Origin of the sequence: Amycolatopsis sp. NPDC049868 (assembly GCF_044461365.1) — a bacterium.
Classification (GTDB): Bacteria; Actinomycetota; Actinomycetes; order Mycobacteriales; family Pseudonocardiaceae; genus Amycolatopsis.
Window position 1 is genome coordinate 307972 of the sequence record NZ_JBITKV010000005.1, and the last position, 22671, is coordinate 330642.

General features: G+C 69.7%; 6 protein-coding genes. All 6 read left to right on the plus strand.

The window, feature by feature from the left end; genetic code table 11:
- The first annotated feature begins 213 nt into the window (after positions 1 to 213).
- Genes ACIBTM_RS23155 through eccD form a run of 6 tightly spaced genes read left to right on the plus strand, consistent with a single transcriptional unit; the run spans position 214 to position 22670 of the window.
- Positions 214 to 675, plus strand: coding sequence for a YbaB/EbfC family nucleoid-associated protein (locus ACIBTM_RS23155; RefSeq protein WP_395879152.1), 462 nt, complete (start codon positions 214 to 216; stop codon positions 673 to 675).
- On the plus strand, positions 675 to 1007 hold the full coding sequence (locus ACIBTM_RS23160; RefSeq protein ID WP_395879153.1) for a WXG100 family type VII secretion target: 333 nt from the start codon (positions 675 to 677) through the stop codon (positions 1005 to 1007). The genes ACIBTM_RS23155 and ACIBTM_RS23160 overlap by 1 nt, the downstream gene beginning before the upstream one ends.
- A complete protein-coding gene (locus tag ACIBTM_RS23165; protein ID WP_395879154.1) occupies positions 1007 to 16177 on the plus strand; it encodes a putative nucleotidyltransferase substrate binding domain-containing protein in 15171 nt (5056 codons plus the stop codon). Before ACIBTM_RS23160 ends, ACIBTM_RS23165 begins: the two co-directional genes overlap by 1 nt.
- Before the next feature lies 1 nt (position 16178).
- Entirely contained in the window at positions 16179 to 17354 is a 1176-nt protein-coding gene (mycP, locus tag ACIBTM_RS23170) for a type VII secretion-associated serine protease mycosin (protein ID WP_395879155.1), read from the plus strand.
- On the plus strand, positions 17351 to 21304 hold the full coding sequence (eccCa, locus tag ACIBTM_RS23175) for a type VII secretion protein EccCa (RefSeq protein WP_395879156.1): 3954 nt from the start codon (positions 17351 to 17353) through the stop codon (positions 21302 to 21304). Before mycP ends, eccCa begins: the two co-directional genes overlap by 4 nt.
- Positions 21297 to 22670 carry a type VII secretion integral membrane protein EccD gene (gene eccD / locus ACIBTM_RS23180; RefSeq protein WP_395879157.1) on the plus strand — a complete coding sequence of 458 codons (1374 nt, stop codon included), beginning with the start codon at positions 21297 to 21299 and terminating at the stop codon, positions 22668 to 22670. Before eccCa ends, eccD begins: the two co-directional genes overlap by 8 nt.
- Position 22671 lies beyond the last annotated feature (1 nt).

Consider the following 22671-nt stretch of genomic DNA (forward strand, 5'->3'; position numbering starts at 1 on the left):
CGTTGAGTGTCCCTAATCCTCCGTTGATCAAGCTCCGGGACCCGAGCGCCCCCTCGACGACACGTCACATTCGCCCTGCTCGGACCTGGGTAGGCAAATACCGGCCCGTTCCAACGCTCTCCATCACTCACGACCCCGGCCATTGCAAGCGCCGGCCGGAACCAGCAGCCGACAGCGCCGGGACCTTCCTTCCCGTGCCGTCAAGGAGATTTCATGACTTCGTCCTACGACGAACGGATCGGCGACCTGCTCGCCGACTACCGGCGTCAGCGCGACCAGCTGTCCGAGATGCAGCGCAAGCTCAAGGAGATTTCGGTGACCGCCACCGCGCCCGGCCGCGCGGTCGCGGTGACCGTCGGCGCGCAGGGTGAGATCACCGACCTCGGCTTCCCCACCACGGCGTACCGGCGGATGGCGCCCGCCGAGCTGGCCACCGTCCTGCTCGCCACCATCGCCGACGCGCGGCAGCGGGCGGCGGCGGAACGGGAAACGGTGCTGAAACCGCACCTGCCCAAGGAGTTCCGGGACCTCGCCGTCGGCGCGCTGCCGGAGCACCCGCCGATGACCGAGGACGTGCGCAAGCTGGTCGAGGACGATCCGCGGTTCGTCCGTCCACAGGAGACGGACGAACGAAGCGAGCGCGAGCGGGCCGACGGCGAAAAGCGGTGGTGGTGATGAGCGGGCCGTTCGGTGTCGACACCGAACGGCTTGGCAAGACCGCGAGCGACGCGGAGAGCCTGGCCGCCCGGTTGGACCGGATCTACAACACCCTGCACAACGCCACGTTGTCGGCCGGGAACTGCTGGGGCGCCGACGAAACCGGTAAGGCGTTCGAGAAGAACTACGACAAGAACAGCAAGGACGTCCTGCGGGCCATGAGGGAAATGGGGGAGGTCGTTCGCAGCATGGGGGATGGGGTGAACACCATGGCCAAGGGGTTCCGGCGTACCGAACAGGGCGCCGTGGCATCGGCGGAACAGGTGACGAAACGGGCCAGGGGGGCCTGATGGGTGTCCAGATCCCCTCGGAGCTGCACTGGCTGGTGCAGATCGTCTGCGGTGACGAGTGGCCGCAGGGCGACGAGGACAAGCTCCGCGTTCTGGCCGTCGCCTGGGATGAGGCGTCGAGGGAACTCACCGCGGTGCGGAACGAGGTCGACTCGGTCACCGCCGCGGTGCTCGGCGCGTTGCAGGGCACCGCGTCCGAGGAGTTCCGGAAGTTCACCGAAGCCTTCAAACAGCAGGTGCCGGACGTCGCGGCCACCGCGAAGCAGCTCGGTGACCTGGCCAGGGAGACCGCGCTCCAGGTCGAATACGCCAAGTACATGATCATCGGGACACTGATCATGCTGGCGATGCAGATCGTCTGGGCGCTCGCGAACGCGTTCTGGACCTTCGGCGCGTCCACCGCCACCATTCCCGCGATGCAGGCCGCGGCCCGGATCTCCGTGCAGGCCGTGCTGAAGAACCTGATCAAGGCGGTGCTGTTCGGCATCGTCTTCCAGGTCGGGATGGACGCGGCGATCCAGGGCATCCAGATGCTCAAGGGCGATCGTACGAAATGGGATACCGACCTGACCAAGGGTGCCGCGATCACCGGCGCCATCGGTGGGGTGATCGGTTTCGGCCTCGGCGCGGCCGCGAGCAAGTTCGCGCCGAAGTTCGCCCGGTCGATCCCGGGCGAGATGGTGAAGGGCGGCCTCCACGAATGGCTGACCGAGCAGGTCAGCGGGGTCGTGCAGGGGAATTGGAACGGCCTCAACCCGGCCGCCGCGTCCGCGGGCGCGATCGAGGGCGCGGTCGACGGGGCAGGCGGGAGGAAGAAAAAGGGTGGCGGCACGCAGGCAGGGACGAACAAGATCGCCGCCACGCAGATCGACGGTGTCGACCACCTGGACCTGTCGAAGATGCCGTCGATGACCGACTCGCCGGTGGCCGAAGCCGACGGGAAGCCGACCAGGGATCCCGTCACCCGGACGGCGAGCGCGCAGCCAGTCCAGTCCACATCGGACCAAGGCGGTAAGGCGGACACCACCACCACCACCACGCCACCACCGGCGCCGGTACAACCGGTCACGACGCCTTCGACAGCACCGAAGCAGGCCGAGCGGCCGGCCTCCTCGAAGAGCGAGCCCGCACCGGCGCCGCCGAAGGCCGGCCAGCCGAAGACTCAGCCGGTGTCCACGGAACCGGTCAAGCCCGTAGTGACACCAGAGCCGGCCAAGGCCGTGCAGCCGAAGCCGACGGTCCCGCAGCCCGAGCCCCAGCAGCAGGCCTCCTCGGCCAAGCCTCAGCCGGTCCAGTCGCCGACAACGCAATCACAGCCGGGCCATCAGCCCGCGCAGTCCCCGGTCACCCACGCGCGGACTGAACCGGTTCCGCAGCCGGTCCGTACTCAGCATGCGGAACCCGCGCAGCCGGTCACACCGGCCTCGACGGCTACGACGTCCGCTTCGAACACGCACACCCCGGCCACCGCGCAACCCGTGGCGACCAGCCAGCCCGCAACGCAGCCTGCCCCGCTGGGCATCCCGGCGCTGGACGGTCCCGACAAGGCCGGTCCGCAGAGCCCGTCGCATGGCTCGCAGCTGGCCGCGTCTACGCCCGTGCCCGCGGTCACGCCGCCGCCGGTGTTCGTCGAACCGCAGTCCGGCCACCCGGCTCCGCAGCCGACTCCGGTGCCGGTGTCCACCACCGCCACTACCACCACCACACCGCCGCCGATCGCTCCGTCCACATCGGACACACCGATCCCGAGGTCCGTGCCGCCGATGAGCCGGCCGGCCCCGCCGTCACCGCGGGAAACCAGCCACCAGCCCACCGTGGTGGCACACTCCGGCCCGTCGAGCCACAACACGCCACCGGCCACGAGTACCGAATCGGCGCCCGTCAACCCCACACCGGTGCCGACGATCGATATCGTTACCACCCAGGCGCTGGACACGCTCGCCCCGGACTGGACGAAACCCGGGGTCGGCCTCGAATTCCAGACCTTCCTTTCGGTGCACACCGGCACCGGCGACGCGAAGCCGAAGACCACCGTGCTGAAGGACGTCGTCCGGGGCAGCGACGGCAGAGACCACATCCTGTGGGAGCTCACCGTCGACAACCGAGACGCGGCGTCGACGAAATGGCTGGGCACCGACGGCAACGCGATCGGCCAGTCCACCGTGCTGGAATACGTGACCCAGCCGGTCGGCACACACAACCACCAGGCCGTGCTGGATCGCATCACCACGTTCACCACGATCCTCGCGGACCAGCTGGTCCGCGGCGGCGGCCAGGTCGACATCACCACGGTGTGGGACACCTACCGGGATCAGCTGAAGAGCGCCGGGAAGCCGAGGCCGATCGCGGACAAGCCCGATCAGCCTGCCCTCAAGGTCGGCAAGCCGAACGAATCGATCGATATCGCCTTCCAGGTGCGGCCGCAGGCCACCTTCGACAGCTCGCTGTCCGCGTTGCCGGACGTGCTCAAGGAGATCGCGAACACCGGTTTCGGCAGGGAGGTCAGGAAAGGTACGCACGACCTGCAAGCCGATCTCAAGGCGCGGATCGCCGAATTCGACGGGATCGTGATCCCCGGTGACACCAAGGGGAATGTGAAGGGGCTGGCCGGCCTCGCGCATCTCTACCTGACCCTGGACGAACAGGGTTTCGGGCTGCTCCCGCCGGGCACGGTGCAGCAGAAGCCGTATCACCACTTCATGGTCCGCCGGGATTTCCACGGCCTGTGGCAGGGGCTTTCCGCCTCGGAAAAGGACCTGTGGAAGCAGCATGTGGCTGATCTCAAGGCGTCCATTCCGGCCGATAGGCCGTTGTATCCCGGCAACTTCAAGGAATCGAACCGGCTGACCGCGCACGCCTGGCTGGATTCGATCGCGGACCCGTCCACGGTGCTGTTCCCGAACGCCAAGCTGGACGAGAACGCCACCCCGTGGGTCGATCAGGTCAGGAAAGCGGTCCTGGAAGACCTCAACGGGAAGAAAACGCGTCCGGACGAGACGGTCACCGATCTGCTCAAGAAGATCAAGTTGGGCAAGGACATTCTCGGCGCCGAGGTGGAGGCGGCCAAGCAGCACCTGTCCGAGACCGGAAAGTCCAAAGTGGACATGATCCTCGCTGAGGTACGCGAGCACGGCAAGGACCTGGTCTCCACGCTGACCGGGGAAGCGATCGGCAAGATGCCCAAGGCCACCGACCCGGGCCGTGCGGTGACCTTCGAGTGGCGCAGCATGGCGGACGTGCCCGGTGGGCAGCGGCCGAGCACCAAGAAACCGCCTACCCAGGTCACCGACCCCAGCCAGATCACCGGGTACCGGATCTGGGCGCAGCGGACCGCCGAACTGGTCGGCCTGCTCCCGCCGGCGACGACCACCGGTGAGAACAACCGGTCGGTCACCTATCACCCGACCGTCTCCTCATCGAACCACCAGCAGTACTCGCCAACGGTGCTGCCGTCGGCCCGCCCCGCTCCGCCGCCCGCCACGCCGCCGCCGTCGAACTACGGCCCCCGCTCGGGCCCGGCGCTCTCGGCGCAGGAGATCACCGAAGCCCTCGGCAAGCAGCCCACACCGGACCACCCGAAGCTGGGCAAGGACCCGTTCGGCGTTCGCCGGGCGCCCGAGGCGCCGGAATTCCTCGGCAAGTACGACTACACGAAGCTGCATGCGGGTAAACGCGTCGATTTCTTCCGGAAGCTGGATCTGCTCGAACCGGAGCCGGACAGGTCGGCCATGCGGCCCGATCGGCTGACCGAGCACCAGGGCCGGGTGACCGAGGGTGCGCGGGTCGGCCGGAACAGCGGATGGGGAGTCAAAAACCAGAAGGTGCCGCATCTGGTGCACAGCATCTGGATGGGCGGTGCGCTGTTCGACGACGGCGGCGCGCGGCGGGAGTTCCGGGAGAACATCGCGTCGTCGGCACGGCACCACCCGGACTTCGATTTCGTGGTGTGGACGGACGTCTCGCGCCAGGACATCGAACAGGCGCGGAACACAGCGGAAGCGGATCGGACTCCGCGCCAGCGCGACGTGGCCGAAATGGCGCACTGGGCCGGGCAGCACAACGTCCGCCTGGTGAACCTGGACGAGGTGTTCAACGCGCACAACCCGATGCTGTTCGACGCCGAGGTTCGCACCGAGCGCGCCAGAGGCAACCCTGCGGGCTGGGCGAGTGCGAGTGACCTGATCCGGCTGGAGATTCTGAACCGCTTCGGCGGGATCTACACCGATGGCGACAACACCGTCCAGCCGCCGAAACCCGGCGAGCGGTCCCCGCTGTCCGCCAATGTCGAGCAGATCGCCGACGACAAGCTGGGCTTCGGCCTGTCCAGGGACCGGGACGGCCGGATCACCAACTCCGCGCTGGTGGCCGCGGCCGGTACCACCGCGGTGCGCCGGTACCTCGACCTCATCGGCGCCAACCTCGGCAAGAGCAGGCTGGAACTGTTCGGGCTCGAGAACGCGTCGGACGCGACGAAACATCGGGTCAACCTGAAGGAGAACGTCAAGGACGACACGATCTTCCGGACCGGTCCGCATATGTTCACCTACACCGAACTCGCCCATCAGCTGGGTATCACCAAGGACCGGTTCCCCCAGGTGCCGGACACGGTCGTGCACGTGGAGTCGTCGCAGAGCTGGCTCGGTGGGTCGGCAAGGGGGGCCGCGTTCGACGAGCGGACCGTGCTGGACGCGGTCAAGGGCGCGGTGACCAGCCTGCACCGCGAGCTCGCGGCGCGGCCGGGCTACCTGCTCCTGGCGCCGGCCGCGCGGACGATCAACCGGCTGCCGGAACCGCAGCGGGAGGCGGCCTGGCATGCGACGCTCGACCTGGTCACGGACGTGGAAAGGAACTCCGTACAGGCGATCTCCGCCGTCGAGATCAAGAACGCGCAGGCGGTCGAGGTCCGTATTCCGGAGAGCGTTCGCGCCCGGCTCCTGGATGACTTCCCGCTGGCCGACTACGTGCACGGGACGAAGGACGGAACCGAGAACACCGATCCGCTGCTCTGGGCCCCGCCGCCGCCCGCGCGTTCCGCGCCCTCGCCGGTGGAGGCACTGCCGAAGGTCCAGCAGGAGAAGCTGGACATCCACGGCGCGGTTACGGTTCACGTGCCCGGTGACGACTCGTTGACGAGGTTCCGGCACGCCGTCGCGCAGACGCTCGTCCCGACCTCCGGGGAAAGCACCCTGCCGCACGGGGATTCGCTGGAGGAGATCGCCAACGCCGCCAACGCCAGGGTCCATGTGCTGCAACCGAACGGGGAGTTCACCGCGCACGGCCCGATCGCCGGCGAACCGGTGCACGTGGTGCGGACCGCGGACGGCCGGTTCCTGGCGACCCGCGAGGATGTCCACATTGGACGACCGGGTGTCGCGTATCCGGGACCGAGCCGGAAACCGGTACCCGACTATGCCCGGCCGGACCCGATCCACCGCGGCGAGTTCGAGATCGAGACGATCGCGGGCGAACACTTCGTGCGGGTGTACACCGCGGTCGTCAATCCGAGCGCGGTCGAGGTGACCGACGGGCAGGCTCTGGGAAGGTCCGATTACAAGGACGTCCGGCAGGACGCGAACGGCAAGATCACCATGTCGCCGGGCCTTAACAAGGAAGGCAACCTGGCCCCGATGTGGACCGGGGCGGGCCGCCCGCTGCGGGCGATCCAGTGGCTGAAGAAGTACGAACTGGACCCCGCCAACGCCGGGCACCAGCCGATGCTGCGGTCCTATCTGGTGCCGCTCGACACCTACCGGCAGGTCACCGAGGGCGCGCTGCACGAGGACACCGGAAAAGCGGACCCCACGAAATCGACGAACGTGGACTGGACCGGCGACGCCAACCAGTTCGGCATCCGGGTGGGCACGGACGGCCGAGGGCACCTGCTCGAACTCGCGAACGCGGCGGTCGACGGTTCCCTGGTCACCTATGTGACCGATCCGGAGAGCATCGCCCCGGTGCCGGCGAGCGAGGGTGGCAGGCTCAAGCCGGTCGGCAAGCTGTACGAGCGGCTCGGCATGCCGATGGCGGACACCGATGTGCTCGGCCGGGACTACGACCCGTGGTTCACCTGGAACAAGGCCGGCGGGGGCGCCGGGTTCCAGAACAGCGCCCCGGCCCTGCTCAGAATGGCCGACGAACTACGCGAGTTCCACCTCACCTGGAGCCAGCTCTCCGGGAAAGACGGTGGTACCGCGCTGATCGACCCGGATATCGAGGGGTTGCCCGGCAGCCAGGGCCATCCGGACCGCGACACCGGTTTCGAGGAACGCAAGAAGCGGCTCAACCAGTTCCTCAACTCCCGCGAGCCGATGTCCGCCACGGTCAAGCGCGTCGACGACGAGATCCTGCGCACCGGCGGGCCACTGCTCGAAGAACACCTGGGCGCCGCGCCGCACTTCGCCGCCGACGTCCCCGGCGTTCGGCTGGCGCTGGACGGGACGCTCGAATCCGCCACCTCGAAAGCGTTCAACTCGCTTAAGAAGGCGTTCAACGGGGAGTTCAACCAAGCCAAGAAGCCCGAGGTACTGAAAAGCCTGCTGTCCAACGAGGCGATGAGCAAGAAGGGGAAGAAGAAGCTCGGGGAGGTGGTACTCCACACGGTCGGCGAGGACTTCGCCAAGGCGGTGGCCGGGCACCCCGATCTGCAGGTGCTGGACAGAACTTCTCGCGAGGAACTGGCCGGGAAGCTCCGGCAGGAACTCGTGCGTGAAATCGAGAAGCGCATGGGTGCCCTCGCCGGTCACGCCGGTGATCTGGCCGGTAAGCACGGCGAGTTCTGGGAGCGGCTGGCCACGCTGCCGGGCGAGTTGCGGGGGCGACTTCGCACCGCGATACCGGACGCGGTGTCGGCGAGCACGCTGAAGATCGATAGGCACGGCTTGCACGAGGTGCTGACCGGGAAGGCACTCGACGCCATCATCGAACCCGCTTCCCGTGCCTTCACCACACAGGATCTGCTCACCGTCGGCCCGGACGCGCTGCGGCGGAAGATCGACGAAGAGGTTCTGCCGCAACTGGAGAACTCGTACCGGTCGGTGCTGCGCGACCATCCGATGCTGGCCGTGGTCGACGCGGACGCGCGGGCGAATCTGGCGGACTCCGTGGCGACCGAGGTCGGTAGCCGGGCAAGGGAAGCGCTGGCGGGCTTCACCTTCACCCCGGTGGACCCGGGCGCGGTGGCCGCATTGATGGCGAAGGTTCCGGACGTCGCCACCCAGGCTGCGATCGGCGGCCTGCTCGCCGCCGACTACGCCCGGATGAAGATCGATTTCAATATCGGCGACACTCCGTTTCCCAACGATTTCCACCGGTGGAACGCCGAACGCGAAGCGAACCGGCTCCGGCAGCAGGAGGCCGGGCTGAGGCTCTCGGAAACCCTGCGGCGCGGGAATCACAGTGCCGTCCTGGTCGACCAGTTGCTCAGCGAGTTCCCGGAACTGGGCCGCAAGTTCGACGAGGTCTGCACCCAGCCGCAGCTGGAACCGAACCGGAGCGCGACGGATGCGGGCAAGAAGGGGGTCAACACCTTCTACGAGCACGCGCAGATGGTGCTCGGCCAGTACCTGGAACTCACCGAGCGGGAGAACCACGACGAACGATTCATCCCGGTGGACGCGCTGGCGAAGGCGATCCTGTTCCACGATATCGAGAAGAACAACTCGAAGAACCAGTTCGGCAACAGCAAGGCCCGGCACGACCGGGAGCCCGAGCACAAGCTGGCCGTGGAAATGATGGACCGGTACCGGGGGCTGTGGCACAGCGACCGGGATTTCCTGGCCGCCCGGCGGATCGTCGATTCGGATCCGTTCGGCGCCTATTTCAAGGCGAACAAGCAGGAGGACGTCGAACGCGCCCGCGAGGAGGCGTTCCGGTTCATCTCCGATCTGGCCGACGAGCTCGATCCCGAGCGCCCGCCGGGTCACGCCCGGAAGCTGTTCGAAGAGTTCCACCAGTACTACCAGGCGGATTTCTCCTCGTACACGGAATTCAGCGGGTTCCGCGACAAGAACGGGGAAACCAAGTCCGGCCCACCGCATTTCAACCGGCATTTCACCGCGCACGAGGGTCAACTGGCCCGTAGCGAGGACGGCCGTCATTTCCGGTACTCCGCCGAGTACCAAGCCAAACTCGACGAACTCGCGAAAATGTTCGACGAGCAGGCCCCGCAGGGCCGGTCGGCTCCGCCAAGGAACGACATGTCCTGGCAACACAGCGAGTCGGCCACCGCGGACTGGGCCCAGCCGAAGAATCCGCTTCCACCTTCGCTCTGGGAGTCGCTGCGAGACAGGGCTCCGGTCCGCACGGTGGACTACGAGGCGCGGGACATCCTCCGGTCCAGCACCCCGAAGAAGCTGGACTTCATTCCCGGCCTGGTCCGCTACGACGTGCGGCGGATGGAGGTCGAGCCGGGCCGCTGGGTCCAGGAGTACACGCTCAAGGTCCACCTCGCACCGGGAGACGGGATCTCGCCCCAGGCACTGGCGGACGCGCGGGCGAAGGCGCTTGCGGGTGTGGATTCCTTGCTGAACAAGGGATATCGCCTTCCATCGGGCGACCAGTTCCATGTCCGGGTGGAATTCACCGAGACCGACGCGCACACCACGGTGAAACTGACCGGAACCGAGAACGCCAACCAGGTGGAATGGGGCACCGCAACGCCGAAGAACGTGCTGGCACACGAGATCGCGCACTACTTCGGCCTGCCGGACGAGTACCGGGACTCCGGGCGCTGGAAACGAATCTTCAACAGCGACGGCAAACCGTTGCCGGGCGGGCGCGAACCGCTGAACGCGGTGATCGAGGACGCCGGGCTGATGGGGCAGCAGGTGCACCACGCGCCGACGCTGCTGCCCCGGCACCTGTGGCGGATCGAGCAGACGATGACCAGCCAGGTACACCTGCCCGACGGGAGCCACTCGGTACTGACCGATCCGAAATCCCCGGTGCAGACCCCGCTGGACCTGCCGAAGCACGGGTTCCGGTCACCGGAGGAATCGCTGGGACCCGTGCCACCCGCCCGCCCGAACCGGGACGGGCAGGTCCTGCTGGACCGAATGGCGCGGGGCCACACGTTCTCCAGTGGGGAGCGCGAGGTCCTAAGGCGCATCGTCGACGGGCTCCCGGAGGAGATCGCCACCGACCCCGCGCTCGCCGACCGGATCGTCTCCGAGATTCCCACGGTGGCCGTCGAGCTCGCCGGGAACCTGGCGTCGCTGCGGGAGACGGTGGCCCGATGGCAGGCGCAGCGGGTAGCCCCCGCCGATATCACCGGGCTGATCGTCGCCCATGCGGACGAGGTGGTGCACAAGGCACTGGCCACCGCCGTCCGGATCGCCGGGGCGCCCGCGCACCCGTGGGCCGTGGTCGCCCTCGGCGGGTACGGCCGTAAGGAACTGGCGCCCGCGAGCGATCTCGATTTCGCGATCATCGGTGACGTCGAGGACGACTCGCCGGGCCACCATCGGCTGCACCTGCTGCAGAACCTGACCTGCGATGTCCTCAACCTGGCCAGGGAGCGCCTGAACGCGTCCCTGCCGCCCGGCACCGAGCCGGTGCTGTTCCAGGCCGACCCGCTGTGGCTGCCGACGCACAAATCGGCCCGTCCGGAATGGCTGGCGGAGCACTCACTGGTCACCGCTGAGCCCGGTCTGCCGAACTTCGGCATCGGCTTCGACGCCAGGATGGTTCCGGTCGACCTGCCCGGCACCGACGCCTCGGTGTTCGACCGGTTCCGCGAGCCGCACGAGAGGTTGTCCCCCGGCAAGGCGCAGCAGGCTCTCGGTGATCTCATCCCATCCGCGAAGTCCACAATGGACATCAAGGGCAAGTTCGACGTCAAGGAAGCCTTGCTGCGCCCGCTCACCCTCGGTACCCGCTGGCTCGGCGCGAGTGAGGGCCAGCTCGGCCGGTCGAACACCGCCGACCGGCTGCGGACCCTTGGCGATCTCGGTGTGCTGAAGCGCGATCAGGCCGCCGAGCTGCGCACCGCGTTCGACACCGTGCAGGGGCTCCGCCAGAAACTGCATGCCCACTACGGAAGGGAGAACGACGAGGCCCGGCTTCCCGCGCCGCTGACCAGCCGGATCTCCGCGCTGTTCGCCGGTAGTCCCGCCAAACCGGACCACGTCTACGTCCTCACCGACGCGGAGGCGAAGTCGATCCTCGCCGCCCGCGACACGATTGCGCGGTACCTGGACTTCCTGGACGGATACCGACTGCCCGCCGCCCGTCCCGCGCCACAGAAGACCGGCTACGAGCTCAGCGAGAGGCAGCACACGGAACTCGGTCGCCTCGGCCGCCGGGAACGCTGGGTTCCGGCCGACGGGAGATGTCTCTTCCACGCGCTCGAGGTGACCGCGGCCGAGCGGCTCGGTGGCGCGACCTCGGAGCGGATCCGGCACGAGATCGCCGACCGGGTGGAAAACGCGACCGATCCCGAAGCGGACCGCTACCGGTTGCTGCTGACCCCGGACGAAGGGCAGACCGCGATGACCCTGGCCGAGGCGGCGACGGCCATTCGGACCGATTCCGGCTACTACACCTCGGTCGTCGGTGACCTCGCCGTGCAGGCCGTGGCCGACCGGTACGGGTTGCGGCTGTCGCTGGTCAACGGGGATGGTTCGGTCACCTCGATCGGCGACGGCGACGAGGTGGTGCTCGTCCGCACCGTGAACGAGAGGAAGGCCGCCCACTTCTGGGCCACCGAGGCCGGGCAGGCACCGGCCGCCGAAACACCGCAGGCGCCGGTATCGGATACACGGCCCGCCTCGGCGCCGGATTACCTGAACCAGGGACTGCTCGGGACAGGCCACGTCGAACGGGTTCTCGGCCACCCGGTGAGCGATCCGGACGCCATCACCGCCGCACTTCTCGACGCGATGGCCGACGGCCTGCCGTCGGCCGTGGAAAAGCAGGCCCGCCAAGCGATCGTGACCCTGGTCGAGCAGCACGGACCGGCCGGAGCGATGCGCAGAATCCTGGCGGGCGAGCAGCTTGCCGTCGGCGACACTCCGGCGCGGATGCGCCTTCGGGTCACCGGTACCCAGGCCGCCCCGGTCGGGGCCGAGGCACCGACGGCCGCCGTGACAGGCACCGTCAGCACGACCGCCACCACGTCGGCCACCAGCGTCGTCAACCCGCTTTCCGCGGCGGTGGCGGTGACCTCGGCGGTGGCGGACGGGCATTTCCTCACCGTCAAGCCCACGCTGAAGCCGATCGACGAACGGACCGGCCAACAGGCCACCACCCACACCACCGAGATCGCGCGATCCGTCACCGGCACCGGGGGAACGGGCTTCGACGTGGACGCCGTGCTCGACATCTCGGTCGAAGGCCGGACTCACCCGACCGAACTGCCGTCGGCGCTGCGAGTGCGTTATCCGGGCGAGGCGTCATCGGTGACCGCGGACCGCCAGGCCGTCACCGCCCCGGACGCGATACACCACGTCTTCGGTGTGGTGGAGGACGCCGTCGGGCTCACCGCGATCCGGGACGCATTGCTGGACCAGCCCGGGATCGTTCCCGGATCACCGCTGCACCGGGCGATCACCGACCGGTTCTCCGTGGACACCCCGGCCACGCACGGCGGGCAGCTGCTCGGCGGAGTGCTCACCGCGACCGACGGCATCGCAGGGGTCGCGGTGCGGTCCAGGCCCACGCATTTCCAGCGTGTCGGGACCGGGGTGCTGACCTTGGAACAGAGCGTGGGCGGCACCCACAAGGACAAGACGGCACACGCCGGCGCGTTCGGCGCGGAGGTCGGCGTGGCCGTTTCCTACGGCGCGCCAGGAGTGAAGATCCCGTCGGGAGAGGTGAAGATCGCCGCCTCCGCGTCCGCCTCCGCCGGCCCGGCCAGGAGCCTCACCACCGCGGCGGCGATCGAGGGAACGGCGAAGACCACGCTGAAATACGACGGCGACACCGTGCTGTACCGGGTGGACACCGAATACGCCGTCGAAGGCACCGGACTCGACTACCGGGAAACGCATCAAGGCCAGGTTTACGTCCGGGTGCCGTCGTGGCAGGCCGCTGAATTCGAAGCCTCGCTACGTGGCGAAGACGCCGCTGTCGTATCGGAGACCAAGCCGCTCGACCCGCCGGCCGCGCCGGACGGCGGCACCGCGGTCGCACTGTCCGCTGTGGACAGTGTGACGGGGCTGGGGCAAGTCGCCGGTAAGGCGACCGAGCTGCTCGACGACTTCTTCGTGGACCGGAAGACACCGCTCGGCACTGTCAAGGCCCAGCTCGCCGAGGCGCTGTCCGTGGTGAACCTGCGTGACTCCTACGAACAGCTGCACGACGGTCTGCGGGTGCCGATCTCGGTCGCCGGGCGGAACCTGACCCTGACCGTCAAGGCCTACCTCCGCGAACGCCCGGTCGCCCGCCGGGTCGGCACCGTCGAGATCGCGAGCAGCACCGGCAGCACCGGTTCCGTGGAGAGCAAGGACACCAAGAGCAGCAATCGCGGAGCCGGGCTGGAAGCCGCCGTCAAGATCGGGTTGGACCGCGACAAACCCGGTCTGCTCGCCGGGCTCACCCTCGGTGGCGCGGCCAAGTGGCAGGACGCCGACAGTTCGGCGAACTCGGCCGCGGCCGGCTCGGTACACAAGCTCATCTACTCCGGACCAGGCGTGGCGGTGACCTACCCGGCCACCTTCGAGGTCGCGCTGGCCGAAGGGGGTCGCGCCAAAGGCGAGTACGTCCCCGGCGCGGTCCGCATGGTGCTTCCCGAATCGGACTGCCTGCCATTGACCTTCACCGCGATCCCCGCCGCGAGTGACACGCTGTCCCCGACCGGCGCGGTCAGCCTGCCGCCGGGCAGTGCGCTGCCCGGCAGGCTGGACCACGTGGGCCAGGTCGACGCCGCGATCGCGCAGGCACTCGCGGTGGCCAGGAAGGGGGCCGGCGCGCGGCGCGGGCTGACCGAGCTCACGTTGCCGAGGTCGGTGGCACAGGCGCGGTTCGACCGGATGCTCAACGGTGGCCTCGATCTCCAGCTGCTCGCGCCGGGCGCGGTGCACCGGCGGACCGACGCGGTGCGGGTGGAACTGGAGTTGCGCCACCCGAAACTGGTCGGCGACGGCGAGGGCGTCACCTCGGAAACGCGGCACACCTCGTCGGCAGGCACCGAATCCGGGCACACCAAGTCCTGGGGCGTCGAGGGCTACGCGCAGGCCGGGGTGGGCGTGTCCGCGGGCGTGCGTAAGGGTGCCGGCGGCGAGGACAGCGGTTCGGACAGTGTCAGCGGGAAGAACACGTCGACGATCAAGCGGTCCGGAACGCATCTGAAGTACCGTGCGGACGCGGTGTACCAGGTCACCGCGTACTCCTGGCAGGACGGCCTCGGCGCGGACGGCCACCCGGCGACCCACCGGATCGCGGTCGTGCTTCCGGAAGGCGTCGAGTACTGGATGCCGAAGGACCGCGCGGAAAAAGCGAACCTCCCGGTTCCAGGGCCATCCGTGTCCACTGTGGACAGCAAGGTCTGGTATCTCCCTGAGCACCTGGCCGCCGGGAAATCGCTCGGGAACGCCGCGGTGGACGAGGTGAGCCCGGCCACCCGGATCCTGCCCGAGGCACAACGGCTGCTGAACCTGCACGCACCGGAGTTCGCCCCGTACTCGCGGGAGACCGGGGCGCCGACAGGAGCGATCCCCGTGCTGCGGGCGGCGTTCTCGCCGAGTGACGTCAAGGCCGCGCTGCGCCGGGCGGCGGCGGCCGGGCAGTCGGTGGTCGTGCACCGCTCCACCTGGCGGGGCCTGCGGCAACTGGAGATCCGGGTCGGGGCGAGACTGGACACCGCGAACGCGCGGTCGACCGGGTCGGAGCGGATCACCACCGACAGCGCGGCCGAGGGCTCGTCCGCGCACGCCACCTCGAAGACCAAGAACTCGATCATCGCCGCCACCCTCGACGCGATGGCGCCGAAGGTGCAGGCCGACCCGGCTTCGGCGGTCGGCGGCGTGCCCGCGGGCGGCCTGCTCGCCGGGGCACAGACCAGCGGTACCGACAGCACGAGCCACACGGTCAAGAACACGGACAAGATCAAGGGCGGCGGCCGGTCCGTCCGGTTCGAGGTGCCGGTCGAATACCTCGTGGAGATCTTCCGCGACGGCAAACGGGTGGACGGCACGACCCTGCGTGACGGTACGGCCTCGCTGCTGGTGCCTGAGGAGCTCTGTCCCACCACCGAGGCGGCCGACGCCGTGGTGAGCCACCCCGGCGCCGTCGACCTGCGCGGTGCGAAGGTGCTCGCGCAGGCGATGCCCGGTGGCCCCGAACTGGCCGCCGAACTGCGGCGCCTGATCACCGATTCGGCGAACGACGTCGCCTTCTTCCGCGCCGGCGGGATCACGAAACTGGTGGCCGAAGGCGGGCACGGCGGGCAGAAGACGGCCGTGTTCACCGACGAGGACCTGCGGATCGGCAACTTCGGCCGGTTGCTCGACGGTATCGGCCAGACGGTCGTCGACAACGACCTGGCCACCACGACCGGCTACCGGTTCGGGATGAGACTCGAGGTGGTTTCGCCGGAGTTGCTCGGCGCGGTGGAGCTGACCACCGAGCAGGCTACGAAGATCACGACCGAGACCGGTACCGCGAACCAGGCCACCACGACCGGCAACCTCTCGCTCGGCGGGACCGTGCAGGGCGCCACCGGCCCCGGTACCACCGGCGGTACCCCCGGCATCGCCGCGACCGCGAAGAAGAGCACGGCCGCGCAGACCACCGGCACCGGAAACCGGGAAGAAACCGTGACCCACAGCGGAACCTACTACCGGTACCGGGCGACCGCCCGGTACGACCTTTCGGTGGCACGCGAGCAGGGAAACGTGCTCGACCGCCGGTTCGGCACCGGGACCAGGCACCGCGTGGTGACCGTGCCGGACGGGGTGTACTTCCTGGTGCCCAAGGCCGAGGCGGAACGGGTGAAGCTGCCCCTGCCCGGGCAGCCACCGGCGCGGCGGCCCGCCGCCGAACCCGAAGCACCGGTCGATCGCGAGCCGCCGAGGGAGCCGGACGAGGCAGGGCGGCACTGGTCCGCTCTGTCCACTGTGGAGGCACTGAAGCTCGCGATGAAGGCCAGCAGCACGACGGATGAGGAAGACGACGAAAGCGATGTCCGGATCACCCCGCCGCCGTCGATCGCGCGGCCGGAGGGCAGGGCGTGAAGTGCTGAGTTCGTCTCTCGTGCGGGCCGGCACGCTGACGGCCGTCCTGCTGCTGGGTGCCGGGCCCGCGGCGTCGGCCGATCCCACGGTGCCGCCACTGGAACAGGTTTCCGGCGGCGGCAAGTGCGCGGCGCCGTCGAACACGCTGTTCCCCGGTACCCCGTGGCCGCAGAAACGCCTCGCGCCCGCGCGGGTGTGGCCGCTCACCACGGGTGAGGGCCAGCTCGTCGCGGTGGTCGACTCCGGGGTGGACGCGGTGCCGCAGCTCGCCGGGCGGGTGCGGCCGGTGGTGAACATCGTGTCCCCGTCCAGTGGGGAGCCTGACTGCGTCGGGCACGGCACGTTCGTCGCGAGCCTGATCGCCGCACAACCACGGGAGGGCACCGGGTTCGCCGGGGTGGCTCCCGGCGCGACGATCCTGCCGCTGCGGCAGACCGATTCGGGGGTCGGCTCGGCCTCGGCCATGGCCAAGGCGATCGTGGAGGGGGTGGACGCGGGCGCGCGCGTGATCAACATTTCGGCGACGTCGTTCCATCCCAGCCAGGATCTGGAGGCCGCGGTGCGCTACGCGAGCCAGCGGGACGTGGTGATCGTGGCCTCGGCCGCCAACGAGGCCGAGAACGGCAACCCCACCGCCTATCCCGCCGCGTATCCGGACGTGATCGCGGTGAGCGCGATCGCCGCGGACGGTTCGCGCGGCAAGTTCTCCGAGACCGGGGACTTCGTGGATCTGGCCGCGCCCGGGGTGGACGTGGTCGGGCTGAGCGCCGCCGGGACCGGGCATGTGGTGGCCCAGGGCACCAGCTTCGCCAGCCCGTTCGTCGCCGGTACCGCCGCGCTGGTCCGGGCCCGCTATCCGAAGCTGACCGCCGGGCAGGTCAAGCACCGCATCGAGGCCACCGCGGACCGGCCCGGGACGAACGTGCCCGATCCGCAGGTCGGCTGGGGTGTGGTCAACCCGTACGCGGCGGTCACCGCGGTACTGCCGGAGGAGTCCGCCGGACGGTCCACTGTGGATTCCCGGCCGGTGGTGGTGCCGCCACCGGACCTGGCCGCGCCGGACGATCCGGCCCGGCTGGCGGCGGTGTTCGCCGCGGCGGGGGCGGTACTGGTGATCGGGATGGCCTGGGTACTGCGCGGCGCGGTGCGGGGCAGACGTCCGGGAGGAGTCAAGTGAGCACGATCGTCATCAGCCGTCCGCCGCGCCAGGCCGGACCGCCGCTGCCGCACGGTGAGCTGGAACTGCAGGAACCGCCGGACCTGCCGGAGGTCCAAGGCGCCGACATGTCCTCGGTGCTGACCTATCTGCCGATGGGCCTCGGTTCCGGGGCGACCGTGATGATGTTCGCGAACCCCGGCACGGGCGGCGGGATGTACGTGGCGTCCGGGCTGATGGCGGTGTCCACGGTCGGCATGATGTTCGGCCAGCTCGGCAGGGCGTCCGGCGAGCGCAAGCGGAAGCTCAAGGGCGAGCGGCGGGATTACCTGCGCTACCTCGGCCAGGTTCGCAAGCAGGTCCGCAAGGCGATGAACGAGCAGCGCGCCGCGGTGGACTGGGACAGCCCCGATCCGGCGCGGCTGTGGACCATCGCGTCCAGTCCCCGGCTGTGGGAACGCAGGCCGAACCACGAGGATTTCGCCGAGGTGCGGATCGGCACCGGCATCCAGCGCGCGTCACTTCGGCTCGTCCCCGCGCAGACCAAACCGGTCGAGGATCTGGAACCGTTGTGCGCCGGTGCGTTGCGGCGGTTCATCGCGGCCTATTCCACGGTGTCCGAGGTGGCCAGTGCGCTGCACCTGCGCGGCTACTCCGGGCTCGAGCTGACCGGGGACCCGGACACGGTGTACGGGCTGGCCAGGGCGATGGTGGCGCAGCTGGTCACCTTCCACGCCCCGGAGGACCTGCGGGTCGCGGTGCTCACCGCCCGGGACCGGATCGGTGCCTGGCAGTGGACGAAATGGTTGCCGCACAACGAAAGCGGCCACGAAACCGACGCGGCGGGACCGGCCCGGCTGTTCGCCACCGAACACGACGAACTGCTCGCCAGGCTCGGGCCCGCGTTCGGCAGGCGCCCCGCGTTCGAAGCGGACGCGCCGATCGACCGCGGCGAGCCGTACACCGTGATCGTCTGCGACGGCGTGACGCTGCCGGAGTACTCACCACTGGCCGCGGGCGGACTGCGCAACGTGCTGCTGCTCGACGTCGGGGGCGGCAGCGGCCACGAGGGCCCGCAGCGGCTCGGCCTCACCGTGAGCGCCGACCGGATCGACCGCACCGACGCCCGCTCCGCGCCGCCGCTGGCCACCCCGGACCGGCTGAGCCTCGCCCGCTGCGAATCGCTGGCCAGGATGGTGTCGCCGCTTCGGACCGCGGGGGCCGCCGACGCGGACGAACCACTCGCCGCCGATTTCGACCTGGCCCGCCTGCTCGGCATCCGTGACGTGCGCGGCTACCCGGTGCACGAGCTGTGGCGACCGCGGGCGGAACTACCTGCCCAGCTTCGGGTGCCGATCGGGCTCGGCGCGGACGGTTCGGTGATCGAGCTGGACATCAAGGAGTCCGCGCAGGGCGGGATGGGACCGCACGGTGTGCTCATCGGCGCGACCGGTTCCGGGAAGAGCGAGCTGCTGCGCACCTTGGTGGTCGGGCTGGCCGCGACGCATTCCTCCGAGGTGCTCAACCTCGTCTTGGTCGACTTCAAGGGCGGCGCGACCTTCATGGGGATGGAGGACCTACCGCACACCTCGGCGGTGATCACCAACCTCGCCGACGAGCTGCCGTTGGTCGACCGCATGCGGGACGCCCTGCACGGTGAACTGACGCGGCGGCAGGAACTCCTTCGCCAGGCCGGATACAGCTCGCGGCTGGAGTACGAGAAGGCCCGCGCGCAGGGCGCGCCGCTGAGCCCGTTCCCGACCCTGTTCATCGTCTGCGACGAGTTCAGCGAGCTGCTGTCGACCAAACCGGAGTTCATGGATCTGTTCGTGATGATCGGGCGGCTCGGCCGCAGCCTCGGCGTGCACCTGCTGCTCGCTTCCCAGCGGCTGGACGAGGGCCGCATTCACGCGCTGGAAAGCCATCTGTCCTACCGGATCGCGCTGCGGACCTTCTCCGCGATGGAAAGCCGCAGCGTGATCGGGGCGGCCGACGCCTACGAACTGCCGTCAGGCCCCGGCCACGGATACCTGAAGAAGGACACCACCAGCTTGGTGCGATTCAAGGCCGGTTACGTGTCCGGCCCGATCACGGCGGTGGCCGGGGAACCGGACGCGCCGGTGGAAGAGGCGCCTGCCGGACGGGAGGTGGTCGGTTTCGGCCCGCTGTTCCAGCCACTGGGCGAGCCGGCCCAGCCCGAGCGGGAGCAACCCGCCACCCACGGCGAGGACTCGGATGCGGGGACCCTGATGGAGGCGCTGCTGGAACGGCTGCTCGGTCAGGGGCCACCCGCCCGGCAGGTCTGGCTGCCACCACTGGCCGAGGCACCCAGCCTGGATGTCCTGCTGCCGGGGGTGGTGCCCGATCCGGATCGCGGGCTGTCCACTGTGGACAAACCGGCGGCGGGGGCGCTGCGGGTGCCGGTCGGCGTGGTGGATCGCCCGTTCGAGCAGCGCCGCGATCTGTTGCTCGCCGATCTCGGCGGGGCCGCCGGGCATGTCGGCGTGGTGGGCGCGCCGCAGACCGGTAAGAGCACCATGCTGCGCACCCTGCTGTTCGCCCTCGCGCTCACCTACACCCCGGCGGAGGTGCAGTTCTACTGCCTCGACTTCGGTGGGGGCACGCTGGGCGCGATCTCCGGGTTGCCGCACACCGGATCGGTGGCCGCGCGGCTGGACCCCGACCGGGTCAAGCGGACCGTCGCCGAGCTGACCGGGCTGCTGGAATGGCGTGAGACGACGTTCGCCGGACTGGGCGTGGAATCGATGGCCGCGTACCGCAGGCTCCGCCGGGACGGAGCGGTGGACGATCCGTACGGCGACGTGTTCCTGGTGGTCGACGGATGGGCCACGATCCGGCAGGACTTCGAGGACCTGGAGCCGGTGATCTCCGAACTCGCCTCACGGGGGCTCGGTTTCGGCGTCCACGTCGTGGTCGCGGCCACCCGATGGTCGGAGATCCGGCCGTGGTTGCGGGACCTGCTCGGCACCCGGTACGAGTTGCGGCTGGGGGATCCGCTGGAATCCGAGATCAGCAGCCGCACGGCGGCCGAGGTCCCGGCGCTGCCCGGTCGCGGGCTGACCCCGGAGGGCAGGCACTTCCTCAGCGCGTTGCCGCGGCTGGACGGCGGTGGCGCACCGGAGGAACTCGGTACCGCGACCAAGAATCTGGTCGAGGAGATCGCCGCGTTCTGGCCGGGAGAGGACGCGCCGCCGGTGCGGCTGCTGCCGTCGCGGCTGCCCGTCGAACGGCTTCCCGCCGCCGAAGGGGACTTCCGGGTCGCGCTCGGGCTGGACGAGGAGCGTCTGCAACCGGTCTGGCACGATTTCGGGCAGGCGCCACATCTCATGGTGTTCGGGGACGGCGAGACCGGCAAGACCAACCTGCTCCGCCTGGTGGCCAGGGGCGTGCTGGACCGCTATGCCCCGGACGAGGCGAAGATCCTGCTCGCCGACCCGAGGCGGCAGCTGTTCCCGTTGGTACCGGAGGAATACCGGGTCGGCTACTCGGTGGCCACCGAGACACTGGCCGAGCTGGCCGCCAACGCGGCGGTGTCGATGCGCCGCCGGTCGCCGGGGCCGGAGATCACCCCGGACCGGTTGCGGTTGCGGGACTGGTGGAGCGGGCCGCGGCTGTTCGTGCTGGTGGACGACTACGACCTGCTCACCCACGGGATCGGCGGCCCGCTCGAGCCGCTGGCGGAACTGCTGGCGCAGGGCGCGGACATCGGGCTGCATCTGGTGATCGCGCGCAGCAGTTCCGGGGCGATGCGGGCGCTGATGGACCCCCTGCTGCGCCGGATGTGGGAACTCGGCTGCCCCGGCCTGCTGCTGTCCTACCCACGCGAAGAAGGCAAGTTCCTCGGCGAGGCCGCGCCGAGGCAGCTCCCGCCCGGTCGCGCGCAGCTGGTCACCCGGCGCAGCGTCCGACTTGTCCAAAGTGGATTCGTAGAAAGGAACGCCGGTGAGTGATCTGTGCCGGTTGACCGTGCTGGCCCCGGCCGGCCGCGCTGATTTCGCGGTGCCGGTGCGTACCGCGGTCTTCGACCTGCTGCCGCTGCTGAGCCGACGCGCGGATCCGGACCCCGCGTCGGCCGGGCGCGGCCACTGGGTGCTGCAACGGCTCGGCGAGGAACCGCTCGACGAGGAGGGCACGCCGGAATCGCTGGGCCTGCGCGACGGGGAGGTGCTCTATCTCCGACGGCGCGAGGCGCCGATGCCGCCGATCGACTTCGACGACGTGGTCGACGGGGTGAGCACCGCGATCCGGCGACGCGGTGACCGCTGGCGCCCGGAACTGACCCGGCGGCTGTTCCTGGTGCTCGGCGGCGTGGCGCTGGCCGCCGCGCTGGCCGCGGTCGGGCTGATCGGCGGCACGGAGTGGGTCCGGTCCCTCGTAGCCGGGGTGTTCGCCGTGCTGCTGCTCGGTTTTTCCGCGCTCACCTCGCGTTCGTGGGGTGACCACGTGCTCGGCGCGATACTCGGCGTCGCGGCGATCCCGATGGCGCTGGTGGCGGGACTGCTGCTGCCCGCGGCCGTCGCGGGTGGCGCCACGCCACTCGGCGGCACCGGTGTGCTGGCCGGGGGAGCGCTGGCGACCGCGGCCGGGGTGATCGCGTTGTTCGTGGCCGGTGCCGTGCCCGCGCTCTTCCTCGGCGCGGTGCTGTCCTGCGCCGCGGCGGCCATCGGCGGCCTGTTGGTGCTGTGCACGGACCTGACCGGACCGCAGGCGTCCGCGCTGGTCGCCGGAGTCGCCTATCTGACCGGGGTGGCCGCGCCCTCGCTGTCCGCCAGGCTGGTCCGGATCCGGCTGCCCCAGTTGCCGACCGGCGCCGCGGACCTGAGCTCCGACACCGATCCGGTGCCGGAACGGGTCGCGTTGGCCAGGGCGGCCAGTGCGGATCGGTTCCTGTCCGCGATCTTCGTGGCGATATCGGTGATCTGCACGGGAAGTTTCACGCTGCTCGCGTTCGACCACGGCTGGGCCGCGCAGGTCTTCGTGGCCGTGGTGTCGCTCGGGATGCTGCTGCGCTCCCGGGTGCTGGTGAACATCTGGCAGCGGAGCGCCGGGGTGGCCGGTGGAGCGGCGGGCCTGGCGCTGCAGGCGATCGCGCTCGCCGTCGCGCTCGACCCGATCGCGCGTACCGGTGCGCTGGCCGGTCTCGTCGTGGTGGCCGGGTTGCTTTTCCTCGGCGCGGCAAGACTTCCCGGCCGCAGGCTGCTGCCGTACTGGGGCAGGGCCGCGGATATCGGCGAGACACTGTTCGCGATCGCCGTGGTGCCGATGATGCTCGCGGTGCTGGACGTGTATTCCTTCTTCCGTTCCTTGGCCGGCTGAC